The organism is Acinetobacter sp. BD54 (assembly GCF_044778325.1).
GTDB lineage: Bacteria > Pseudomonadota > Gammaproteobacteria > Pseudomonadales > Moraxellaceae > Acinetobacter > Acinetobacter baumannii.
In genome coordinates, this window is the sequence record NZ_JANJEP010000009.1 from 1 (window position 1) to 18,723 (window position 18,723).

Below are 18,723 nucleotides of genomic sequence, written 5' to 3' on the forward strand. Positions count from 1 at the left end.
CCATCTCATCATCAAATTCATCACTTAAAGCAATCAACCTAATCACAAGTAACTGTTTTTCAACAAGTTTATATCTGCATCACCGCCGATGGATGTGCATTATAGACCATTAATAACCCTTTGCAAGCGAAAATTAAAATTTAATGACTCGAGCGTTTATTTTTAAATCAATACCAATATTAAGCCTTTGTTTTATATTGATAATTATTTTAATTTTTTATTTTTGACTTAAATAAGCCAGTATCATGCTCGATAATTCTCGCTTAAGTTGTTGTTCTGAGACAAGAAAATTGTTTTGGCTTACATAACGCATCATCGTAAAAAGCGTACTATTAATAATTACAAAGGACTTATGCTTCACCTGTTCGAAGTCCCATTGATGAGGATTTCTACTGAATGTATATAGCCCTACTTCAAAAAAATGCTTTTCTAAAATCTGAGCAGCTTGCGAATGACTATAGTCATGCCAGTGTTTCAGCACTTCTATAAAAAATCCATGATCGGCTTTTAATGCATTAAATCCCAACTCTATTGCTAAGGGAATGAGCAGCTCTAAAGGAATATTTCCTTGTCGCACAACTAATTCTTTAAGTTGTTGCCCCAGCAATTCGCTTTTACGGCGCAATAGTTCTTCTATGATTTGATCTTTATTCTCAAAGTATTGGTAAATCGACCCAACACTTACTCCAGATTTCTCTGCAATTTTAGGCGTCGTCGTATGTAGTAATCCATACTGGGCGATACACTGCTGTGTCGCCTCTAAAATATGGTCAACAATAATTTTTGAACGCTGTTGCTGTGGGGATTTTCTCATCGTTTTTTTATTCGTTAAATGCGAATTGAATGCGAATAATTATTCATATTAGCCTATTTATTATTCAGTTCAATAAGTAAGTAACGATATGCAAATGATTAGCCCGACTCGACTTGCTTCTTTTAATGATATGCAAGACAGTAATTTCTTTACTCAGTTTTTAAATATCTGTTGTGGAAAACCTGTACAACCAAACTATAAAGAATATGTGTCTTTACAACATGCTCTTTATGAAGGGGATATTGAAATGGATAAGGTGATTGATTGGGTTATGCAAAGTCCCAAAGATCACCGAATAATTTTTGAGAAGATATTATTTCAAGGCCGTGATGAACTCTCTGAGCTTATACCTACTGAGTTAGAAAATTTCTTTAATTACATTGAACAAAAACCTGATTGGTTAGACCAACAACAAATTGATGAGGCTGTTAAATTTACCCATCGTTTAGGAATAAATAATGGTTTTATTCTTAGAGACTTATCCTTAATGGCGGGATATTTATATCCGGGATTTAATCAACCGCTAATTTTAACGGGTGCATTAAAGAAAGAAGCGGGAACACGTTTAGCAGAAACCACAAAATGGTGGGTGGATATTACTGAACCTCAAGGGCTTTCTCGTTTGAGTGCAGGTTTTACGTCAACGATTTATGTTCGCTTTATTCATGCACTCGTTCGACGGCAATTAAAAAAGTCTGACCGTTGGGATAGTGAGATTTGGGGAATTCCGCTTAATCAATTTGATTTAGCAATGACTAATTTGGCTTTTAGCAGTGTCGTTTTACTCGGTATTAGAGCTTTAGGTATATGGCCAACAAAACAAGAGGCAAAGAGTTTTTTACATTTCTGGCGTTATGTTGGTTGGTTAATGGGTATTGATGAAAAATGGCTTATTCAGTCTGAACCTGAGGGTTGGAGGTTACTTTACTGGATGCAGTTTGCTCATCCTCGCTCCGATCACAGCAGTATTGAATTAGGATTGAGCTTGTCGAAAGAACCTTTTGAGAGAAAATATCTGCATTTACGCTCTTTACAGCAGAAACTTGCTTATCGACAACATTTAGAACTTACCCAATTTTTTATTGGTAAGAAAAGAATGAAACTACTCGGATTGCCTCAGCAATCTGCCTCATGGTTTGCTTATTATTTAATTGTGCGTAATTTACTACTTTATAATGGCGCAAAGCTTTCACCAAAAGTTGAAAAGTTTTTATCTAAATCAGGCCGTAATATACAAAAACTTGGCTTAACACTTTATCAGAATCAAGGTAAGGCAAAAACCTTAGCAAGTATGCATCAATAATTCTGGAATCTAAAAAGCAAAAAATGGAAGCCCGTTATCCAGACTTCCATTTTCAACTATTAAGAACCTTATTGAGCTGATGAACTATGCATTTCAGCGTGATTCATTTGCTCATGTGACTCCATCATCTGCTTCTTTTTTTGACTTGGCATGTAGTCAGGCTCATTGTTGATGGCCAAGTAAAAAATAATCATAAACAATACGCTCAAGATAGAAGCCACAATAAGTAACTTCCATCCCCACCAAGACTGTTCAGGCGATAATTTATTAGTCATTTCATTTCTCTCATTAAATTAATAATTTCAGTTCTTTAATTCGCTAAAGCTTATTAAAACTTCATACTCATACGAACCCAGTAATTTCTTCCGATATTGTTAAACTGCTCTTCGCTCGCAAATCCAAAGCCTGCACTACCCGCTTTATTTAAGTGTTCGGTATAGGTCTTATCTAATACGTTATCAATGCCAACAGAGACATCAATATCTTTACGAAGGTTATAACTTCCATTTAAAGAAAGTGTTGAAAAACCTTTACTTGGTTTTAGGTCATATCCCACGATATTTCCTTGATGTAGACTCACACGGTTTTGCTCAGCCACAGCTCGCCATAACAGACCTAAATTATATTTATCAGCCACATAGCGAATATTTAAACGACCTTCTAAAGGTGAAATTTGAGGTAGAGGTTTGTCATCTGTGGTGTTTTTGCCCCACGCATACATCGCACTCAAATCTGCCTGAATACGGTCAGTGAATTGGTACCCAATACCCGCTTCTGCACCAGCGATGGTTGCATCGACATTTTTGGCTCCCGCAGTAATATCATGGCTCATATCATGTCCATCCATTCCCATACTTGGGTGATGGTGGTAACTCATTAATATGTAGTCATCTACTAAACCTGCATAGGCAGAAGCCCATGTGTTTAAAGCACCATGTTGTTGCTGAAAACCCAGGTCCAACTGTAGTGTTTTCTCAGGATTCACACCGTTAAAAGTATTGGTTGAACCCGCATTACCATGTTTAGGCGAGAAAAGTTCCCAATAATCAGGCATACGCTCTACATAACCTAAACCAATATAACTTTTTAGGTCATGCTCAGGATGTTGATTTTCCCAGCGAACAAATGCGCTTGGCAAAGTCTTTTCAAGCTTCGTGTTAAAGCCTTTTGCTTGAGAATCGGTACGTTCATCTTCAACTGTGACTCGATCTAAACGTGCACCTGTAACCAGCTTATTTTGATCGTTCCATTGATAGCCGAGTTCGCCAAAAGCACCGTATGATTGAAAACGCATATCTTGACGATATGGAACATTCATAGAAGGCATTGTTGGCGATGACATACTGCCGCCATGTTTATTAAATTGAGAGTCAACGCCTGTGATCAAACTCCATTTGTTCCATTCAGAAGTCATTGCCAAACGTGAGTTTAATGTACGGCGTGTCACTTGCATGGCCATTGCATTTGGCATCAGCATGGTCATACCACCATGATTCATTTCAACTAATGGTGGTGTACGCAAGCTAAAGTTATCCATAATATGGTCGTTATAGCTATAGTTCACCTGCCCTTCAATTTTCTTGATCACATCAGTGATATTTTTCTTTTCAAAACGAAGCCCTAAACTTTCACGCGCAAATTGAGATCCGTCCATTGAACGTCCAGCATAAAGCGATTCACCATCAGATTTTCCACCCGTGATTTCGACCCACGTGTTTTCATCTGGAGTAAAGCCAAGCGCTACATCAGCATTCCACTTTTTCCATGCTGATGGCACGGTATTGCCATCACCATCTTGATAACTATTCGATTCTGAACGGTTGGCATTTAAACGGATATATTTTTTCTCATCGCCAACAGCCGCTTCAATATTATGGTCAATACGCCCATATGAACCTAGCAAGACACTCGCTTGACCGCGATAGGGTTTTTCAGAGATAAGCTTTTCAGGCTGACGTTCAAATAGAACTGTTGCAGCTGAACCAGTATTGGCATATTGAACCGTTTGTGGTCCCTTAATCACAGAAATCCGGTCATAACTTTCTGGTGAAATATAAGAAGTTGGAGCATCCATTCGGTTTGGGCAGGCACCCAAGTTCTCTGTGCCATCCGTTAGAATTTTAATACGTGAACCAAACATACCCCGGAATGTCACATCACCATTTGTTCCACCGCTTTGAATTGAATTAAAACCCATAATACTTTGCAGATAGTCTGCGCCATCTGTAGCAGGTACTGGCTGAATCGGTTGCTTTGGGTCTGCATGTACGATCAGACCATTTGCATCGTTGCCTTGCTGTGCTGTAACAACAATAGGTGCTAATGAGTGAAGCGCTTTGGTATCGGCATCATTTATTTCTGATTCGGCAAACACTAGACCCGAATGAGAGACAGCAAGCATCGCAACCCATAAAGGTTGTAGTAAAAATTTAGAATGTGGCATTTTTTATACGCTCTAAAACATAAATAAAGTGATATCGAAGTCAGTTAAGACCCCAACAAAAATTGCTTTTATTTATGCAAATAGAGGCGGCGCACGTCCTTGCGGGAGTAGGAAAAGTCGCTGTAGCGCAAAGTAAACATGCCGGAAAGCTTGTTGATACGCGACTAAGCGAACTTGTATACGAACAAGCACCTCTTTTACGCCAAATTCAGGTGGTAAAACCAAATTGGCATAAACGGTACAATATTGACACTGATGGTTTGCATCATGGTGATCATGATGGTCAGGTACTTGCGCCTGTTCGATATGATGCTGGTGATGTGAATGGTGCATGGCATGTGACATGGCTTCCGTCTGTGCTTTTGGTTTAAGCAAAGCACGGGTAATAGTTTCACAGACCGGAGCAATTTGATATTGCTTCGGTAATAGCGGCTGTAGAAATACCGCAATCTGTAAAAATACTGCTGCACAGGCAAGCAGCAAACCACTACGAAAAACCAAAAATCACATCCACACTATATTGGTGTTTGAAAAATATTAACGTTTTACCGCAACTTTTTCACGTTCGCGTTGGCGAACAATTTTTTCGACTTTTTCACGCGCACGCTGACGCTTAAGTGGCGACAAATAATCCACAAACAATTTGCCATTTAAGTGATCCATTTCATGTTGGATACAAACAGCGAGAAGTCCGTCAGCTTCTATCTCAAATGCTTGACCTTCAAGGTTAATTGCCTCAATTTTCACGCGTGACGGGCGATCAACTTTGTCGTATATTTGTGGCACTGATAGACAGCCTTCTTCGTACGGCTGCGTCTCTTCAGTCAGCGGAGTTACTTTGGGGTTAATGAAAACCATAGGTTCATCTTTAGATTCAGACAAATCCATGACGATAAGCTGAATATGACGATCGACCTGAGAAGCTGCTAAACCGATACCTGGTGCCGCATACATGGTTTCAAACATATCTGCTGCAAGTTGACGAATTTCATCAGTAACTTCTTCAACGGGCTTAGCAATGGTACGAAGACGGGGATCAGGAAAACTTAAAATAGGTAATAAGGCCATACTGTCGTCCTCACTTATGCCATTGATTGAAAAACCAAATGAAGGAAATACTTCATCGAAAAATTGTGTGTAAGCCGCCCATTATAACGCAACTGCACACATAATTTTTAGGAATTATCATAATGAAAAAGGTTTTTAACGGCATGGTTAATTTTCATGCCTTGGGGATAAAGAAGCATTTACTTGCTTTGGCGCTCTGTACAGGTGTCGCAATCGGTACGATAGCAGAGGTTCATGCAACCAGTCCGAACCATAATCCACCCTCCCTTAAAAGTAATGCACCCAATGTATATGTTGTAAAGCGTGGGGATACTTTATGGGATATTTCAGGACATTTTCTAAATAAACCATGGCGTTGGCCTGAAATCTGGGCGAGCAACCAACATGTTAAAAATCCACACTGGATCTATCCGGGTGACCGATTACTATTATGTAGCCTAGATGGGCGTCCTTTAGTCGGTAAAGATGAGGGTGACGGCTGTGTCGGTATTATTCGCCGCTATACAGGTCAAACCACAAACCTGCAACCACAAGTTCGCGTCGAAGCATTAAATAATAGCGTTCCGGTTATTCCACTTGAACATATTAAACAGTGGTTAGAGAACAGTACTATTTTACCAGCCGACTCAATTACCAACACACCTTATATTGTTGGTACAGCCGATCAACGTGTACTTGCAGGAAAAGGCCAGACTATTTATGCACGAGGACAAGGCTTAATTAATGGGCAACGTTATGCAGTCTACCGAGAAGGTGAACCTTACTATTTCACAGACAATAAAGGTAAAAAGCATAGTTTAGGGATTGAGTTACTACAGGTTGCTTCAGGTGTTGCGGTATCTTCTGAAAAAGATATTACTACATTAGAACTAACAGATAGTTATAACGCTGAAGTACGTCGTGGCGATCGTGTTATGCCTGAAGAGCAAGCTACTTTGCCAACATTATTTTACCCAGTAGATGCGAAGCAAGTGACGGATGGTGGCAAGATTATTCGTGTCATGGGTTCAATTGGTAGAGCTGCAAAAAATAGTGTAGTGACTTTGGACCGCGGTACAACCCAGGGCGTTCAAGTAGGCCAAGTTTTTGATATTACTCAACAAGGTGAATCAATTCGCGACCCTAAAACCAAAGAAGTAATTCAACTTCCTGGCCAACAAATTGGCAGTCTAATGGTTTTTAGAACTTTTGATCAGCTAAGTTATGCTTATGTTTTAGAGAGCGATTTACCAATTAAGGTTGGTTCAAGCATTCAGCCACCTCAATTTAATGATTAATGCTGGATGTACCTTTTACAATGCTCACTCAACTTTCTTCACACCACTACCACACACTTAAAGTGTGGTATTTGGCGCAGCACTCTTTAGTCAGCTTTAAAAAAATTATTGATTATTTTGGAAATTGTGAAAAAGCCACTCAACCTGATGGTTTAGCAAAGTGGTCCTCTCTAGGGCTACATGCTAATCACTTAAAACGTGTAAGCGAGTTTCAAACACCCCAAGGTCAGACGCAGTTTGAACAACTTGTACAACAAGTTGTTCAACATACGGATTTTATTTTAACGGCAGGTGACTCAGGCTACCCCTCTCAATTACTTCCTTATACAGATTATCCACCTATTATTTTTGGGAAAGGTCAAGCGCAAGCTTTATTGCAACCTCAGATTGCGATTGTCGGTAGCCGAAAACCAAGCCCACATGGACGACAGGTCGCTTATGATTTTGCTTACTACTTAAGTGAAAAGGGCTTTTTCATTAGTAGTGGTCTGGCTTATGGCATTGATGAAGCCGCACATCAAGGTGCATCTACTCATCAACGTACCATTGCAGTGACGGGTACGGGCTTAGACACTACTTATCCAGCTCAAAATAAAAAACTTGCAGAACATATTTTGGCTCAAAACGGCGCCATTATTACTGAGTTTTTACCGGGTACACCGCCATTACAACAGCATTTTCCACGTAGAAACCGAATTGTCAGCGGTTTGAGTTTAGGCGTTTTGGTGGTAGAAGCGACATTAAAAAGTGGCTCACTCATCACGGCCAATAAAGCTGCTGAACAAGGTAAAACCGTATTCGCGATTCCGGGCCATATTTATAGCGAGTTTCATCAAGGATGCCATCAACTTATCCGTGAAGGTGCAATTTTAATCGACCATCCTGAACAGATTATTGAGGATCTTGCTTTACCAACCCAATGGCAAAGTCAGCAACAAAATCAAACTGAAGAAGCTAATACGAATACTCCAGAAATTCCTGAGCATTTGATTGACCTTTATCAGTCTTTAGACTGGGTGGGACAAAATATTGACCAACTTGTAGTTCACCATAATATTCCAGTTTCTGAACTGACCTCTTCACTAATGGAACTAGAACTACTCGGTTTATGTATGCAACAATCAGGGCTGTATTTACGTTGTCGTTCTTAGTATTAGAGCGCACAATAGCAATTCTGTTTGATTGAAAGGAAAGTATTACCATGATTACGACCTCAGTGACCGAAGCAGCCGAATGTTTACAACAAGGTCAAGTTTTGGCATATCCAACTGAGGCAGTCTGGGGACTAGGCTGTGATCCATTTAATGAACAAGCTTTTCAAAAAATTCTTGAATTGAAACAGCGCCCTATTGAAAAGGGCGTCATTTTATTGGCTGGCCATATTAGTCAAGTAGAACATCTACTAACTTCCTTACCGCAAACTACTCAGCAAGAAATTATTGATTGCTGGACAAACCATCAACCCTCAGAAAGAGCCACAACTTGGCTATTACCTGCTGATCAACACATTCCTTCATGGATTAAAGGCGAGCATCCTCTTGTTGCAGTACGTGTAACGACACATCCTTTATGTGTCGCTTTATGCAATGCTTTTCATGGTTTTATTGTATCGACGAGTGCCAACCCTAGTGGACAAGAACCTGCACATTCTTTACAAGATGCCTGCCAATACTTTGGTTCACAATTAAATTATCTCAATGGTGATTTAGGCCAAAGCCAACAGCCAAGCCGCATCATTAACGCCTTAACTGGTGAAGTGATACGCCCTTAATTCCAGACAAAAAAAAGCTCAGTTATATAGGGATAACTGAGCATAAAAAAGGATGGGTATATACCACATCCAGAGGGTTTGGATATCTCTGGAACGAAAGAAAAATTGCTTAAAAGAGCATCTTTCGTAGTGGTCGCTATTATGTGGCAAGAGGCTTAATGTGAGAAATATATTATTTCTCTAAAAAAAGCATGAAAAGTGTAGGGAATTTGGCGTTTTTAGCAGTTGAATTAAAATTATATTAATATTTTTATTGGCCTTTTTTAATATTTATGTTACACAATCTTTTTATAAATATATTTATAAATCATATAGAAAAGCTTAGATTGATAAAAAACTGGCATATTTTCATTACTTTTTTTAAAAATATGCCATAGTTTTTTTATGATTCTTAATTTTGCTCTGGCAAAAGATCTGATTTTTTAGAATTAACCTTCTTTTGTGCCATGATAATGCCCACAAGAATCATAATTCCGCCGAAGGTGTGATATATGGTCCATTGTTCAGATAACCAGATACTTGCAATAATGGCTGTGAACACTGGCACAAGATTCATAAAGATACTGGTTCTATTTGGCCCAAGTTGTTGTACGGCTAACATCCAAACTAACGGCGCAATGAGTGAAGCAAATACACCGGCATAAATTGCACTTGGCGCATTTTGTGCATTTAAGGCATCCAGACCAAACCAGAAAATTAAAGGAAGATGGAACAGCACGGAAAACCCAATCTGAACGTATAAGCTTGTCATAATTGGAAGTGGGAGCTGCCATTTCTTTAAGAAAACTCCATAAAATGCATAGAAGAATACGGCAATAATCATCAATGCATCGCCAAGGTGCCCGCCACCACTTAAAAGCTTATTAATATTTCCTTGGGACATAACGTATAGCAGACCAGCAAAAGACAAAATACTGCCAAAAACTGCAAAGCGATTAGGCACATCTTTTAAAATGGCAAGCGAAACAAAGATCGTAAAGATGGGAATAAATGCATTCACAATCCCCATATTGGTTGCACTAGTATAATGGGCAGCCGTATAAGCCAAGCCTTGATAAAGCACCATCCCAAATGCACTTAACACAGCAAGCTTAGGTAAATAGGGTATTACTAGTCGTCTTTGTCTCCAAACAGACAAAAACATAAATGGAGTCAAAATAATAAAAGCAATTAACCACCGATAAAAGCTAATGCTTACCGGAGAAATATAGTCCGAGACATAGCGGGTGACTACAATATTTAAAGACCAAATCAGTACTGCCAGAATGGGAAAAATAAATGCCCATTTGTGATATTTCATGACCTGACTCATAGTAATACACCAACTACAAAAGAGACTTTATTTTGAAGAATGTCTTAATAAATTGAAATATCGCATTTCCGACATTGATATTGAACTTAAGACATCATTTATTTTTTAAAATAATGTCCAAGCTTTCATGGCGTGTTCTACCACTTTATGTAATTGTTCGGTACTTGCACCATCTCTAGCCTGAATGGTAAGCCCCTGAATAACAGTCGCATAAAAATCTGTCATTTCTTGTAGAGGGGCACTAATAGGCAAATCGCCCTGCTCTACACCTTGTTCAAGACGTTTTAATAACTTTTCTTTAGTCTTTATTCGCTTATCTAAAAGATTTTGCTGTACCTCTTGTGTGGCATCAGAACAGTTCATAGCAGCGACTACCAACATACAGCCAGCTGGCTTATTGGGTTGAACCAATCGTTTTACATTGTCATAAAGATATAACTCAAAAGCGATTTTTGCAGTTTTTGCCTCTAAAAATATTGTTTCAATAGGACATGCTTCATGAGCGAGATAATAGTCAATACTTTTGTAAAACAAACCTGCCTTATCGCCAAAAGCACTATATAGGCTAGGCGCTGTAATTTCTAAAGCATGTGTTAAGTCACTAATAGAGGTTGCTTCATAGCCATGTTCCCAAAAAAGTAACATAGCTTTCTCTAACACTTGCTGCTCATCAAAGCATTTAGGGCGTCCACGCTTCTTTTTTAACGTGTCCTCATTAACAAGATCTGTTTCATGCCTATTTGTCATAAAGATCACATCTATTTTTATAACAATCGTTATTAAATTAATTGACGTTCAATTTTTTATCAACTATTTTATTTTCATAATGATCGTTAGTTAATTATAAATTTGCCTTTCTTCACTTCGAATTTAGCAAAGTAAGGATTTCTTTATGGACCAATCTACTACCTCTAAAGCACGACCCATGACTTCCACACAAGGGAGCTGGTTTGCTATTTTGGCTGTTGCCATCGCAGCCTTTGCCTTGGTAACGAGTGAATTTTTACCTGTTGGTGTCTTAAATAGCGTTGCAGCCGATTTACACATTTCTGTAGGTACAGCAGGTCTTATTATTACAGTACCCGGCATTATGGCAGCGATTGCAGCCCCACTATTACCCGTTTCAGTAAAGCAACTCGACCGCCGTTATGTGCTTATTTTACTGACTGCTATTATGGTGATTGCCAATACCATTACGGCTTTTGCAGAAAACTTTCATGTTCTATTGTTGAGCCGTTTGATTTTAGGGATTTCAATTGGTGGCTTCTGGGCAACAGCAATTGCCTTAAGCGGTAAGCTAGCACCTGCAAATTTACCTATTGCCAAAGCAACTGCTGTAGTAATGGCTGGTGTAACTTTCGCCACTGTACTAGGTGTACCGATTGGAACATGGTTAAGTGAGTTTTATGGGTGGCGCAGTGCCTTTGGAATTACAGCTGCTATCGGTCTTGTTGTATTAGTGCTTCAGCTTATTTTCTTACCAAAACTTTTACCAGAGTCAGCAATACATATTCGTGATTTACCTGCATTATTACGCACACCTAAAGCACGTAGCGGCATGCTTATTGTTTTATTAATTGGGCTTGCTCACTTCTGTGCATACAGTTATTTAGCCCCTTTCTTTAAAAATGTAGCCGGGTTTAATGGCACAACTATTAGCTCATTATTATTGCTTTACGGAATAGCCGGTATTTTTGGAAATGCATTTGCAGGGTACAGTGGTAATTTAAATGTTCGATATACCTTAGCTTTCGTTGGAACATGTTTTGCCATCGTATTCTTTGGCTTCCCAATCTTTGCTATCCATGAGTTTGGTGCCATTGTCCTTACCGCATTATGGGGCTTCGCATTTGGTGCCTTCCCTACCTCTGCCAATATTTGGATGTTTGTACACGCACCTCATGCTGTAGAAAAAGGTATGCCGCTTTTTGTTGGTATGTTCCAAGTCATGATTGCTACAGGGTCATTATTAGGTGGTTATGTAGTTGATCATTTCAATGAAAATACTTTAATTTATGGGGTATTAAGCTTCGTTGCCTTAGCTTTAATTAGTACATTTACCTTAGCCAAAGGTTTAAACAATCCCAAAGCAACATGTGAAAATTAGAATATTACTTAGAGTAGACCCATGAAAAATGAGGACCAACAATTTTCTTTATTAGAGAGTATAGAAGTTCATGAATTTCTATACGAGAAAAAAGATATTGTTCGTCCTCATGCTTCACTATGGGGAGATTTTAATTTTAGTTTAAATGGTATTTTAGAAATACAGGTAGAAGAGCAAATATACTTGTCTCCTCCAAGCTATGGGCTTTGGATTCCCCCTCAAACGGTTCATCAATCTACCCATATCGATCATAAAATTCATTATATCTGCATTCGTTTACACCCTCGGCTTTGCTCTATTTTAGGAGATATCTGCCGATGCTTTAGTATTCAGCCCTTCTTTCGAACCTTAGTTTTACAAATATTGGAACAGCAAAAACAAACGGAAAAGCCTGAATATTTAGAACATCTTTTACAGGTTTTATTCGATCAATTACAACAAGCACCCGCCTATTCTCATTATTTACCACAAACAAGGCATCCTGTTTTACTGCCAATTTTAGAAAAGCTTTCAGACCCATTACTTTTTAATCTCTCTTTACAGCAGCTACTTCAGAACTTTTCTGTCAGTGATCGTCATTTATTACGCTTAAGCCAACAAGAACTACAACTTTCACTATCCGAATGGCGTAATCGAGCCAAAATTGTTTACGCCATTCATCAGATCCGTCAAGGAACACCGATTAAACGCCTAGCATACGATTTAGGATATCAACACAGCTCAAGTTTTATCGAATTTTTTAAAAGATATACAGGCCAAACACCTGTTCAAATCAGAAATAATTAGATAGTAAAACTGCTTTTGTATATCTTTTTATTTTTTGAACACGAATATTATTGCACTACTCAAGAATAGCAGTTAAAACAAATGCGCTACTTGATATCAATTACAATCTTCAGGAAAGACTCATGACTCAATCTGTATATCATATTCCAGTAAAAGCTATTTCAGGCGAAACGGTTGACCTTGACCAATATAAAGGGAAAGTTTTATTAATCGTAAACACAGCGTCTAAATGTGGTTTAACTCCACAATACGAAGGTTTAGAAAAGCTGTATCAAGCAAAGAAAGATCAAGGTCTTGAAATCTTAGGCTTCCCTGCAAACAACTTTAAAGAACAAGAACCTGGTTCGGATGAAGAAATTCAACAGTTCTGCTCATTAAACTACGATGTTCATTTCCCACTTTTCTCTAAAATCTCTGTAGCTGGCGAAGATAAACATCCACTTTATCAAGCGCTAACAACAGCTCAACCAGAACGCATTGGAGAAGGTCCTTTCCGTGAGCGCTTAGAAGGTTTAGGTATTCCTACTAACCCTGCCCCTGAAGTGTTATGGAACTTCGAGAAATTCCTAGTAAATAAAAACGGTGAAGTTGTTGCGCGTTTTGCACCTAACTTAACAGCAGACGATGAACAAATTGTAAAGGCAGTTGAAGCAGAATTAGCTAAATAATTTTTGCATCAAACTAATAAAGGAGTGCTATAGCACTCCTTTTTTATTGTCTACTCAAAATGTTGTTCATTTGCAACAATACCTTATTTCTACATATTTTATGCATATAGTACCTACTTGCTTCAGTTGGTATTGTTTGTAGTTATGAAAAAAGTTTTACAAGGTGCATTTTTCCCATTTGTGATTTTTGCTTCAGGTATGTTGTTACTTGGATGTGATCAGGCACAAGACCACGCAAAGGAACAAGAATCCGTTCAGACTAACGATCAAATATCAGAACAAGCTGATGACTCTCAACAAGAAATCACAGCTACACAAAATAAAACTGAATTAAAAAATGGTAATGTTTTTTATATCGTTCGTGATGCCGCTAACTTACAGTTAAAGGCTGGCAACTATATCGAAAAGCTCAAGGACACTCAACTTGACGTTGAACAAGCTATTCAAGATAAAGATCAGCATGAGCTAAAAACAACTGTGACGACTTTGAAAGCACAGTTAGAAGGTTTAAACCAAGCTTTGCTTGGTTTAGATATCAGAAGTCAGGAAGTTGAAAATATTCGTCAAAGCCTATTACAGGCAAACCAGCAAGCTTTAAGTATGCCTTTATTAAATGGGAAATTAGAGCAAATTAATTTCGACCAAATTGAAAAGCAACTTAATACCATCCAAATGGATATGGTCAAGCTCGCTGCTATGATTATGGCAGGAGATGAAAAATCAGATTCAAAAACTGATTCTTAATTTTCTTTTTAGCAATAAAAAAAGCCACCGAAAGGTGGCTTTTTCAATCTCGAACCGCGTCTTATTGAGCGCGGTTTTTGATTTTACGGATAGTTTCAAGCTGTGCAGCGGTTTCTGCCAAGGCAGCCAACGCAGCAGCTGAGTCCAAATCACTCTTTTGGTTTGCAAGCAATTGTTCAGCATTTTTACGTGCTTCTAAAATTGCAGCTTCATCCAAATTGTCAGCACGGATTGCAGTATCTGCAAGAACCGTCACAACATGAGGTTGAACTTCTAAAACACCGCCAGATACATAGACGATTTCTTCTGTACCATTTTCCAACAGAACACGAATCGGGCCCGGTTGAAGCAAGGTTACAAGTGGAGCGTGACCAGGCAAAATACCAAGTTCACCACCTGCACCTTTCGCGATTAACATCGTCACTGCGCCAGAGTAAATTGACTCTTTAACACTTACGACATCACATTGCATAGTCGCCATGAGATGATCTCCTTAAATTAGAGTTTCTCAGCTTTAGCAATCACTTCGTCAATACCACCAACCATATAGAACGCTTGTTCTGGGATGTGATCGTATTCACCAGCTAATAGACCTTTAAAGCCACGAATCGTTTCTTTAAGTGGTACTAATTTACCAGGAGCACCAGTAAATACTTCAGCTACGTGGAATGGTTGAGAGAAGAAACGTTGGATTTTACGCGCACGGTAAACAACCAATTTATCTTCTTCTGCCAATTCATCCATACCCAAGATTGCGATGATGTCTTTAAGCTCTTTATAGCGTTGCAATACGTTTTGTACTGCGCGCGCAATTTCATAGTGCTCTTGACCAACAACTAATGGGTCTAACTGACGTGAAGTTGAGTCAAGTGGATCGATCGCTGGATAGATACCAGAAGATGCGATGTCACGGCTCAATACTACTGTTGCGTCTAAGTGAGCAAATGTAGTTGCAGGCGATGGGTCTGTTAAGTCATCGGCAGGTACATATACTGCTTGGATCGAAGTGATCGAACCAGATTTAGTAGATGTAATACGCTCTTGAAGAACACCCATTTCTTCTGCAAGTGTAGGTTGGTAACCTACCGCAGATGGCATACGACCTAACAATGCTGATACTTCAGTACCTGCAAGTGTATAACGGTAGATGTTGTCGACGAATAATAATACGTCACGACCTTTACCGTTTTCGTCTTTTTCATCACGGAAGTATTCAGCCATAGTCAAACCAGTTAACGCTACGCGTAAACGGTTACCTGGTGGCTCGTTCATCTGACCGTAGACCATTGCTACTTTGTCAAGAACGTTAGAATCTTTCATTTCGTGATAGAAGTCGTTACCTTCACGAGTACGCTCACCAACACCAGCAAACACAGATAAACCTGAGTGTGCTTTCGCGATGTTGTTGATCAATTCCATCATGTTAACGGTTTTACCAACACCAGCACCACCGAATAAACCAACTTTACCACCTTTCGCAAACGGGCAAAGTAAGTCAATTACTTTAATACCAGTTTCTAAAAGGTCAGTAGAAGCTGCTTGTTCAGCATAAGAAGGCGCTTGACGGTGAATCGGCAAACGTTCTTCAGTCGCAACAGGACCTGCTTCATCGATAGGACGACCTAAAACGTCCATGATACGGCCAAGAGTGGCTGTACCAACTGGAACAGAGATCGGTGCGTTTGTGCTAGTTACAGTAAGACCACGTTTAAGACCTTCTGTAGAACCCATTGCGATGGTACGAACAACACCATCACCAAGTTGTTGCTGAACTTCTAAAGTAGTTTCAGTACCGTCAACTTGGAGAGCGTCATAGATCTTTGGAACGCTTGTGCGCTCAAACTCGACGTCGATAACCGCGCCGATGATCTGAATGATACGACCGCTACTCATTGCTGTCTCCTCAATTCAAACTTAATAATGTTAAACGGCAGCGGCACCACCAACGATCTCAGAGATTTCCTGAGTAATCGCGGCTTGACGCAGCTTGTTATAGATGAGTTGTAAGTCTTTGATAAGCTGACCTGCGTTATCTGTCGCTGCTTTCATTGCGACCATACGTGCAGATTGCTCACATGCGACGTTTTCAATCACACCTTGATAAACCATAGACTCGATATAGCGAACTAATAAACCATTTAGCAATTCTTCTGCTTCTGGTTCATAGATGTAATCCCAACCATAAGTACGGTTGAGGTCATCGCCTTCTTCTGCTGGTGCTAAAGGAACAAGTTGCTCAACTTTAGGCTTTTGTGTCATTGCATTGACGAAACCATTTGATACGAGATAGATACGATCTAATTCGCCTTTATCAAATGCATCAAGCATAACTTGCACTGAGCCAGTTAACTGTTCCAAACTAGGGGCATCACCAATTTGAGTGGTTGCACCCAGCACTTTACCGCCGTAATTCTTAAAAAACGAAACCGCTTTTTGACCAATCAAAGCAAATTGAACTTCAATTGACTGCTCTTGTTGTGCTTTGACATGCTGCACAACTTTCTTGAACAAGTTAATGTTCAAACCACCTGCCAAACCGCGATCTGAAGATACAATGATGTAACCAACACGCTTAACTGGGCGGTCCACCATATAACGGTGTTTGTATTCAGGGTTTGCTTGTACCAAGTGAGCAATTACACGGCGCATATTATCGGCATACGGACGGCCCTGAGCCATGCGCTCTTGCGCACGACGCATTTTTGAAGCAGCTACCATTTGCATCGCGCGAGTAATCTTTTGCGTGCTCTTGATACTAGCTACTTTGGCGCGAATTTCTTTTAAATTTGCCATACGCTTAACCTAGTATTCGAAAGCCCTTTCGAGCTTCCGAAGGTTGATCCGTGAACCAAACTTAACTAAAACTGAACTTAGTAAGTTTGAGTCGCTTTAAAGCTTTCAATACCAGCTTTGATTGCTGCTTCGATGTCTTTGTTGTAGTCACCAGTTTCATCGATTTGTTTCATCAACGGAGCATATTCTGAACGGAAGTAAGCAATTAACGCAGCATCAAAGTCTACGATTTTCTTAACTTCTACGTCAGCCATATAGCCTTCGTTAGATGCATAAACAGAAACAGCTTGGTCAGCAATTGAGTAAGGAGCATATTGTTTTTGCTTCATTAACTCAGTTACACGTTGACCATGTTCAAGTTGTTTACGAGTTGCTTCATCAAGGTCAGAAGCAAACTGAGCAAACGCAGCCAATTCACGGTATTGCGCTAAAGCGGTACGAATACCACCAGACAATTTTTTGATGATCTTAGTTTGAGCAGAACCACCAACACGAGATACAGAGATACCCGCGTTCACAGCAGGACGGATACCTGCGTTGAATAATGATGTTTCTAAGAAGATCTGACCGTCAGTAATCGAAATTACGTTTGTTGGTACGAATGCAGATACGTCACCTGCTTGAGTTTCAATAATTGGCAATGCAGTTAAAGAACCAGTTTTACCAGTTACTGCGCCATTAGTGAATTTCTCAACGTATTCAGCAGATACACGTGAAGCACGTTCAAGAAGACGTGAGTGAAGATAGAATACGTCACCTGGATACGCTTCACGACCTGGTGGACGACGTAAAAGCAATGAAATTTGACGGTAAGCAACAGCTTGCTTAGACAAATCATCATAAATGATAAGAGCGTCTTCACCGCGGTCACGGAAGTATTCACCCATTGTACAGCCAGAGTACGGAGCTAAATACTGCATTGCAGCAGGATCAGCAGCCGCAGCAGCGACAACAGTTGTATACGCCATAGCGCCAGTTTCTTCTAGCTTACGTACAACGTTTGCAATTGTTGATTGTTTTTGACCAATCGCAACGTATACACATTTAATGCCAGAGTTTTTCTGAGCGATAATCGCATCGATCGCCATTGCTGTTTTACCAGTTTGACGGTCACCAATAATCAACTCACGCTGACCACGACCCACAGGAATCATGGTATCAACTGATTTATAACCAGTTTGAACAGGTTGGTCTACAGATTGACGCCAAATTACACCTGGTGCTACTTTTTCAACAGCATCAGTTAATTTTGCATCAATTGGGCCTTTACCATCAATTGGGTTACCCAAAGCATCTACGACACGGCCAAGAAGTTCAGGACCAACTGGAACTTCTAAAACACGACCTGTACAACGAGCTTTTTGACCTTCTTGAAGGCTTAGGTAGTTACCTAAAACAACGGCACCCACTGAATCCTGTTCTAGGTTCAGTGCCATACCAAATAAGCCGCCGTCGAATTCGATCATTTCACCGTACATTGCATCAGCAAGACCGTGAATACGCACGATACCGTCAGATACCATAACAATGGTACCTTCGTTTTTAGCGGTCGCGCTGGTGTCCAGATCTCCGATACGCTGTTTAATGAGCGCACTGATCTCGGATGGATTCAGTTGTTGCATTGCGCTATTCCTCAA

The 18,723-nt window shown here is 39.7% G+C and carries 18 protein-coding genes and 1 pseudogene; 8 read left to right on the forward strand and 11 right to left on the reverse strand.

The annotated features are described in order from the left end of the window. Window positions 1-243: 243 nt before the first annotated feature. Window positions 244-814 (reverse strand): annotated as a pseudogene (locus tag NQ782_RS14460) (TetR/AcrR family transcriptional regulator). Window positions 815-902: 88 nt separating this feature from the next. Here NQ782_RS14460 and NQ782_RS14465 point away from each other — a divergent pair. Then, window positions 903-2,117: an oxygenase MpaB family protein gene (locus NQ782_RS14465; protein WP_057093618.1), complete on the forward strand. Its 1,215-nt coding sequence runs from the start codon at window positions 903-905 to the stop codon at window positions 2,115-2,117. 68 nt (window positions 2,118-2,185) lie between these two features. Here NQ782_RS14465 and NQ782_RS14470 read toward each other — a convergent pair whose 3' ends face one another. The 4 genes from NQ782_RS14470 to def form a co-directional block, all read right to left on the reverse strand. After that, window positions 2,186-2,392 (reverse strand): hypothetical protein, encoded by a 207-nt coding sequence (locus tag NQ782_RS14470; RefSeq protein ID WP_000182542.1) that lies wholly within the window; start codon window positions 2,390-2,392, stop codon window positions 2,186-2,188. Window positions 2,393-2,445: 53 nt separating this feature from the next. Next, entirely contained in the window at window positions 2,446-4,560 is a 2,115-nt protein-coding gene (locus NQ782_RS14475) for a TonB-dependent copper receptor (protein WP_057093616.1), read from the reverse strand. Between the two features lie 72 nt (window positions 4,561-4,632). Further along, entirely contained in the window at window positions 4,633-5,061 is a 429-nt protein-coding gene (locus NQ782_RS14480; protein WP_000231981.1) for a DUF2946 family protein, read from the reverse strand. Window positions 5,062-5,097: 36 nt separating this feature from the next. Further along, window positions 5,098-5,628: a peptide deformylase gene (gene def, locus NQ782_RS14485; RefSeq protein ID WP_001196539.1), complete on the reverse strand. Its 531-nt coding sequence runs from the start codon at window positions 5,626-5,628 to the stop codon at window positions 5,098-5,100. A gap of 122 nt (window positions 5,629-5,750) precedes the next feature. On the opposite strand from def, the gene NQ782_RS14490 reads away from it, so the two are divergent. Genes NQ782_RS14490 through NQ782_RS14500 form a run of 3 tightly spaced genes read left to right on the forward strand, consistent with a single transcriptional unit; the run spans window position 5,751 to window position 8,676 of the window. Beyond that, a complete protein-coding gene (locus tag NQ782_RS14490; protein WP_000755282.1) occupies window positions 5,751-6,905 on the forward strand; it encodes a LysM peptidoglycan-binding domain-containing protein in 1,155 nt (384 codons plus the stop codon). 20 nt (window positions 6,906-6,925) lie between these two features. Further along, window positions 6,926-8,056, forward strand: a complete 1,131-nt coding sequence (dprA, locus tag NQ782_RS14495; protein WP_057093622.1) for a DNA-processing protein DprA — start codon at window positions 6,926-6,928, stop codon at window positions 8,054-8,056. Window positions 8,057-8,106: 50 nt separating this feature from the next. Beyond that, entirely contained in the window at window positions 8,107-8,676 is a 570-nt protein-coding gene (locus NQ782_RS14500) for an L-threonylcarbamoyladenylate synthase (RefSeq protein ID WP_000633612.1), read from the forward strand. A gap of 391 nt (window positions 8,677-9,067) precedes the next feature. Here the strand turns inward: NQ782_RS14500 and NQ782_RS14505 are convergent, their stop codons facing one another. Then, window positions 9,068-9,988, reverse strand: a complete 921-nt coding sequence (locus tag NQ782_RS14505; RefSeq protein ID WP_000084546.1) for a DMT family transporter — start codon at window positions 9,986-9,988, stop codon at window positions 9,068-9,070. A gap of 105 nt (window positions 9,989-10,093) precedes the next feature. Further along, window positions 10,094-10,744, reverse strand: coding sequence for a TetR/AcrR family transcriptional regulator (locus tag NQ782_RS14510; protein ID WP_086222322.1), 651 nt, complete (start codon window positions 10,742-10,744; stop codon window positions 10,094-10,096). A gap of 136 nt (window positions 10,745-10,880) precedes the next feature. Here NQ782_RS14510 and NQ782_RS14515 point away from each other — a divergent pair, with 136 nt between their 5' ends. The 4 genes from NQ782_RS14515 to NQ782_RS14530 all read left to right on the forward strand — a co-directional run bounded on the left by NQ782_RS14515 (window position 10,881) and on the right by NQ782_RS14530 (window position 14,293). Beyond that, window positions 10,881-12,095: an MFS transporter gene (locus tag NQ782_RS14515; RefSeq protein ID WP_000372838.1), complete on the forward strand. Its 1,215-nt coding sequence runs from the start codon at window positions 10,881-10,883 to the stop codon at window positions 12,093-12,095. 21 nt (window positions 12,096-12,116) lie between these two features. Further along, window positions 12,117-12,881 carry an AraC family transcriptional regulator gene (locus NQ782_RS14520; RefSeq protein WP_057093507.1) on the forward strand — a complete coding sequence of 255 codons (765 nt, stop codon included), beginning with the start codon at window positions 12,117-12,119 and terminating at the stop codon, window positions 12,879-12,881. Window positions 12,882-13,003: 122 nt separating this feature from the next. Continuing rightward, the gene (locus NQ782_RS14525) at window positions 13,004-13,549 is read left to right on the forward strand and encodes a glutathione peroxidase (protein WP_000194676.1); all 546 of its coding nucleotides are present in this window, start codon (window positions 13,004-13,006) and stop codon (window positions 13,547-13,549) included. Window positions 13,550-13,693: 144 nt separating this feature from the next. After that, on the forward strand, window positions 13,694-14,293 hold the full coding sequence (locus NQ782_RS14530; RefSeq protein ID WP_057093505.1) for a hypothetical protein: 600 nt from the start codon (window positions 13,694-13,696) through the stop codon (window positions 14,291-14,293). Between the two features lie 61 nt (window positions 14,294-14,354). Here the strand turns inward: NQ782_RS14530 and NQ782_RS14535 are convergent, their stop codons facing one another. The 4 genes from NQ782_RS14535 to atpA all read right to left on the reverse strand — a co-directional run bounded on the left by NQ782_RS14535 (window position 14,355) and on the right by atpA (window position 18,708). Beyond that, complete coding sequence (locus NQ782_RS14535; RefSeq protein WP_000224542.1) at window positions 14,355-14,774, reverse strand: F0F1 ATP synthase subunit epsilon; 420 nt, start codon at window positions 14,772-14,774, stop codon at window positions 14,355-14,357. Between the two features lie 17 nt (window positions 14,775-14,791). Beyond that, the gene (gene atpD / locus NQ782_RS14540) at window positions 14,792-16,186 is read right to left on the reverse strand and encodes a F0F1 ATP synthase subunit beta (protein WP_000094481.1); all 1,395 of its coding nucleotides are present in this window, start codon (window positions 16,184-16,186) and stop codon (window positions 14,792-14,794) included. 30 nt (window positions 16,187-16,216) lie between these two features. Further along, entirely contained in the window at window positions 16,217-17,086 is an 870-nt protein-coding gene (atpG, locus tag NQ782_RS14545) for a F0F1 ATP synthase subunit gamma (RefSeq protein ID WP_001284971.1), read from the reverse strand. Between the two features lie 77 nt (window positions 17,087-17,163). Next, the gene (atpA, locus tag NQ782_RS14550) at window positions 17,164-18,708 is read right to left on the reverse strand and encodes a F0F1 ATP synthase subunit alpha (protein WP_001186635.1); all 1,545 of its coding nucleotides are present in this window, start codon (window positions 18,706-18,708) and stop codon (window positions 17,164-17,166) included. Window positions 18,709-18,723 lie beyond the last annotated feature (15 nt).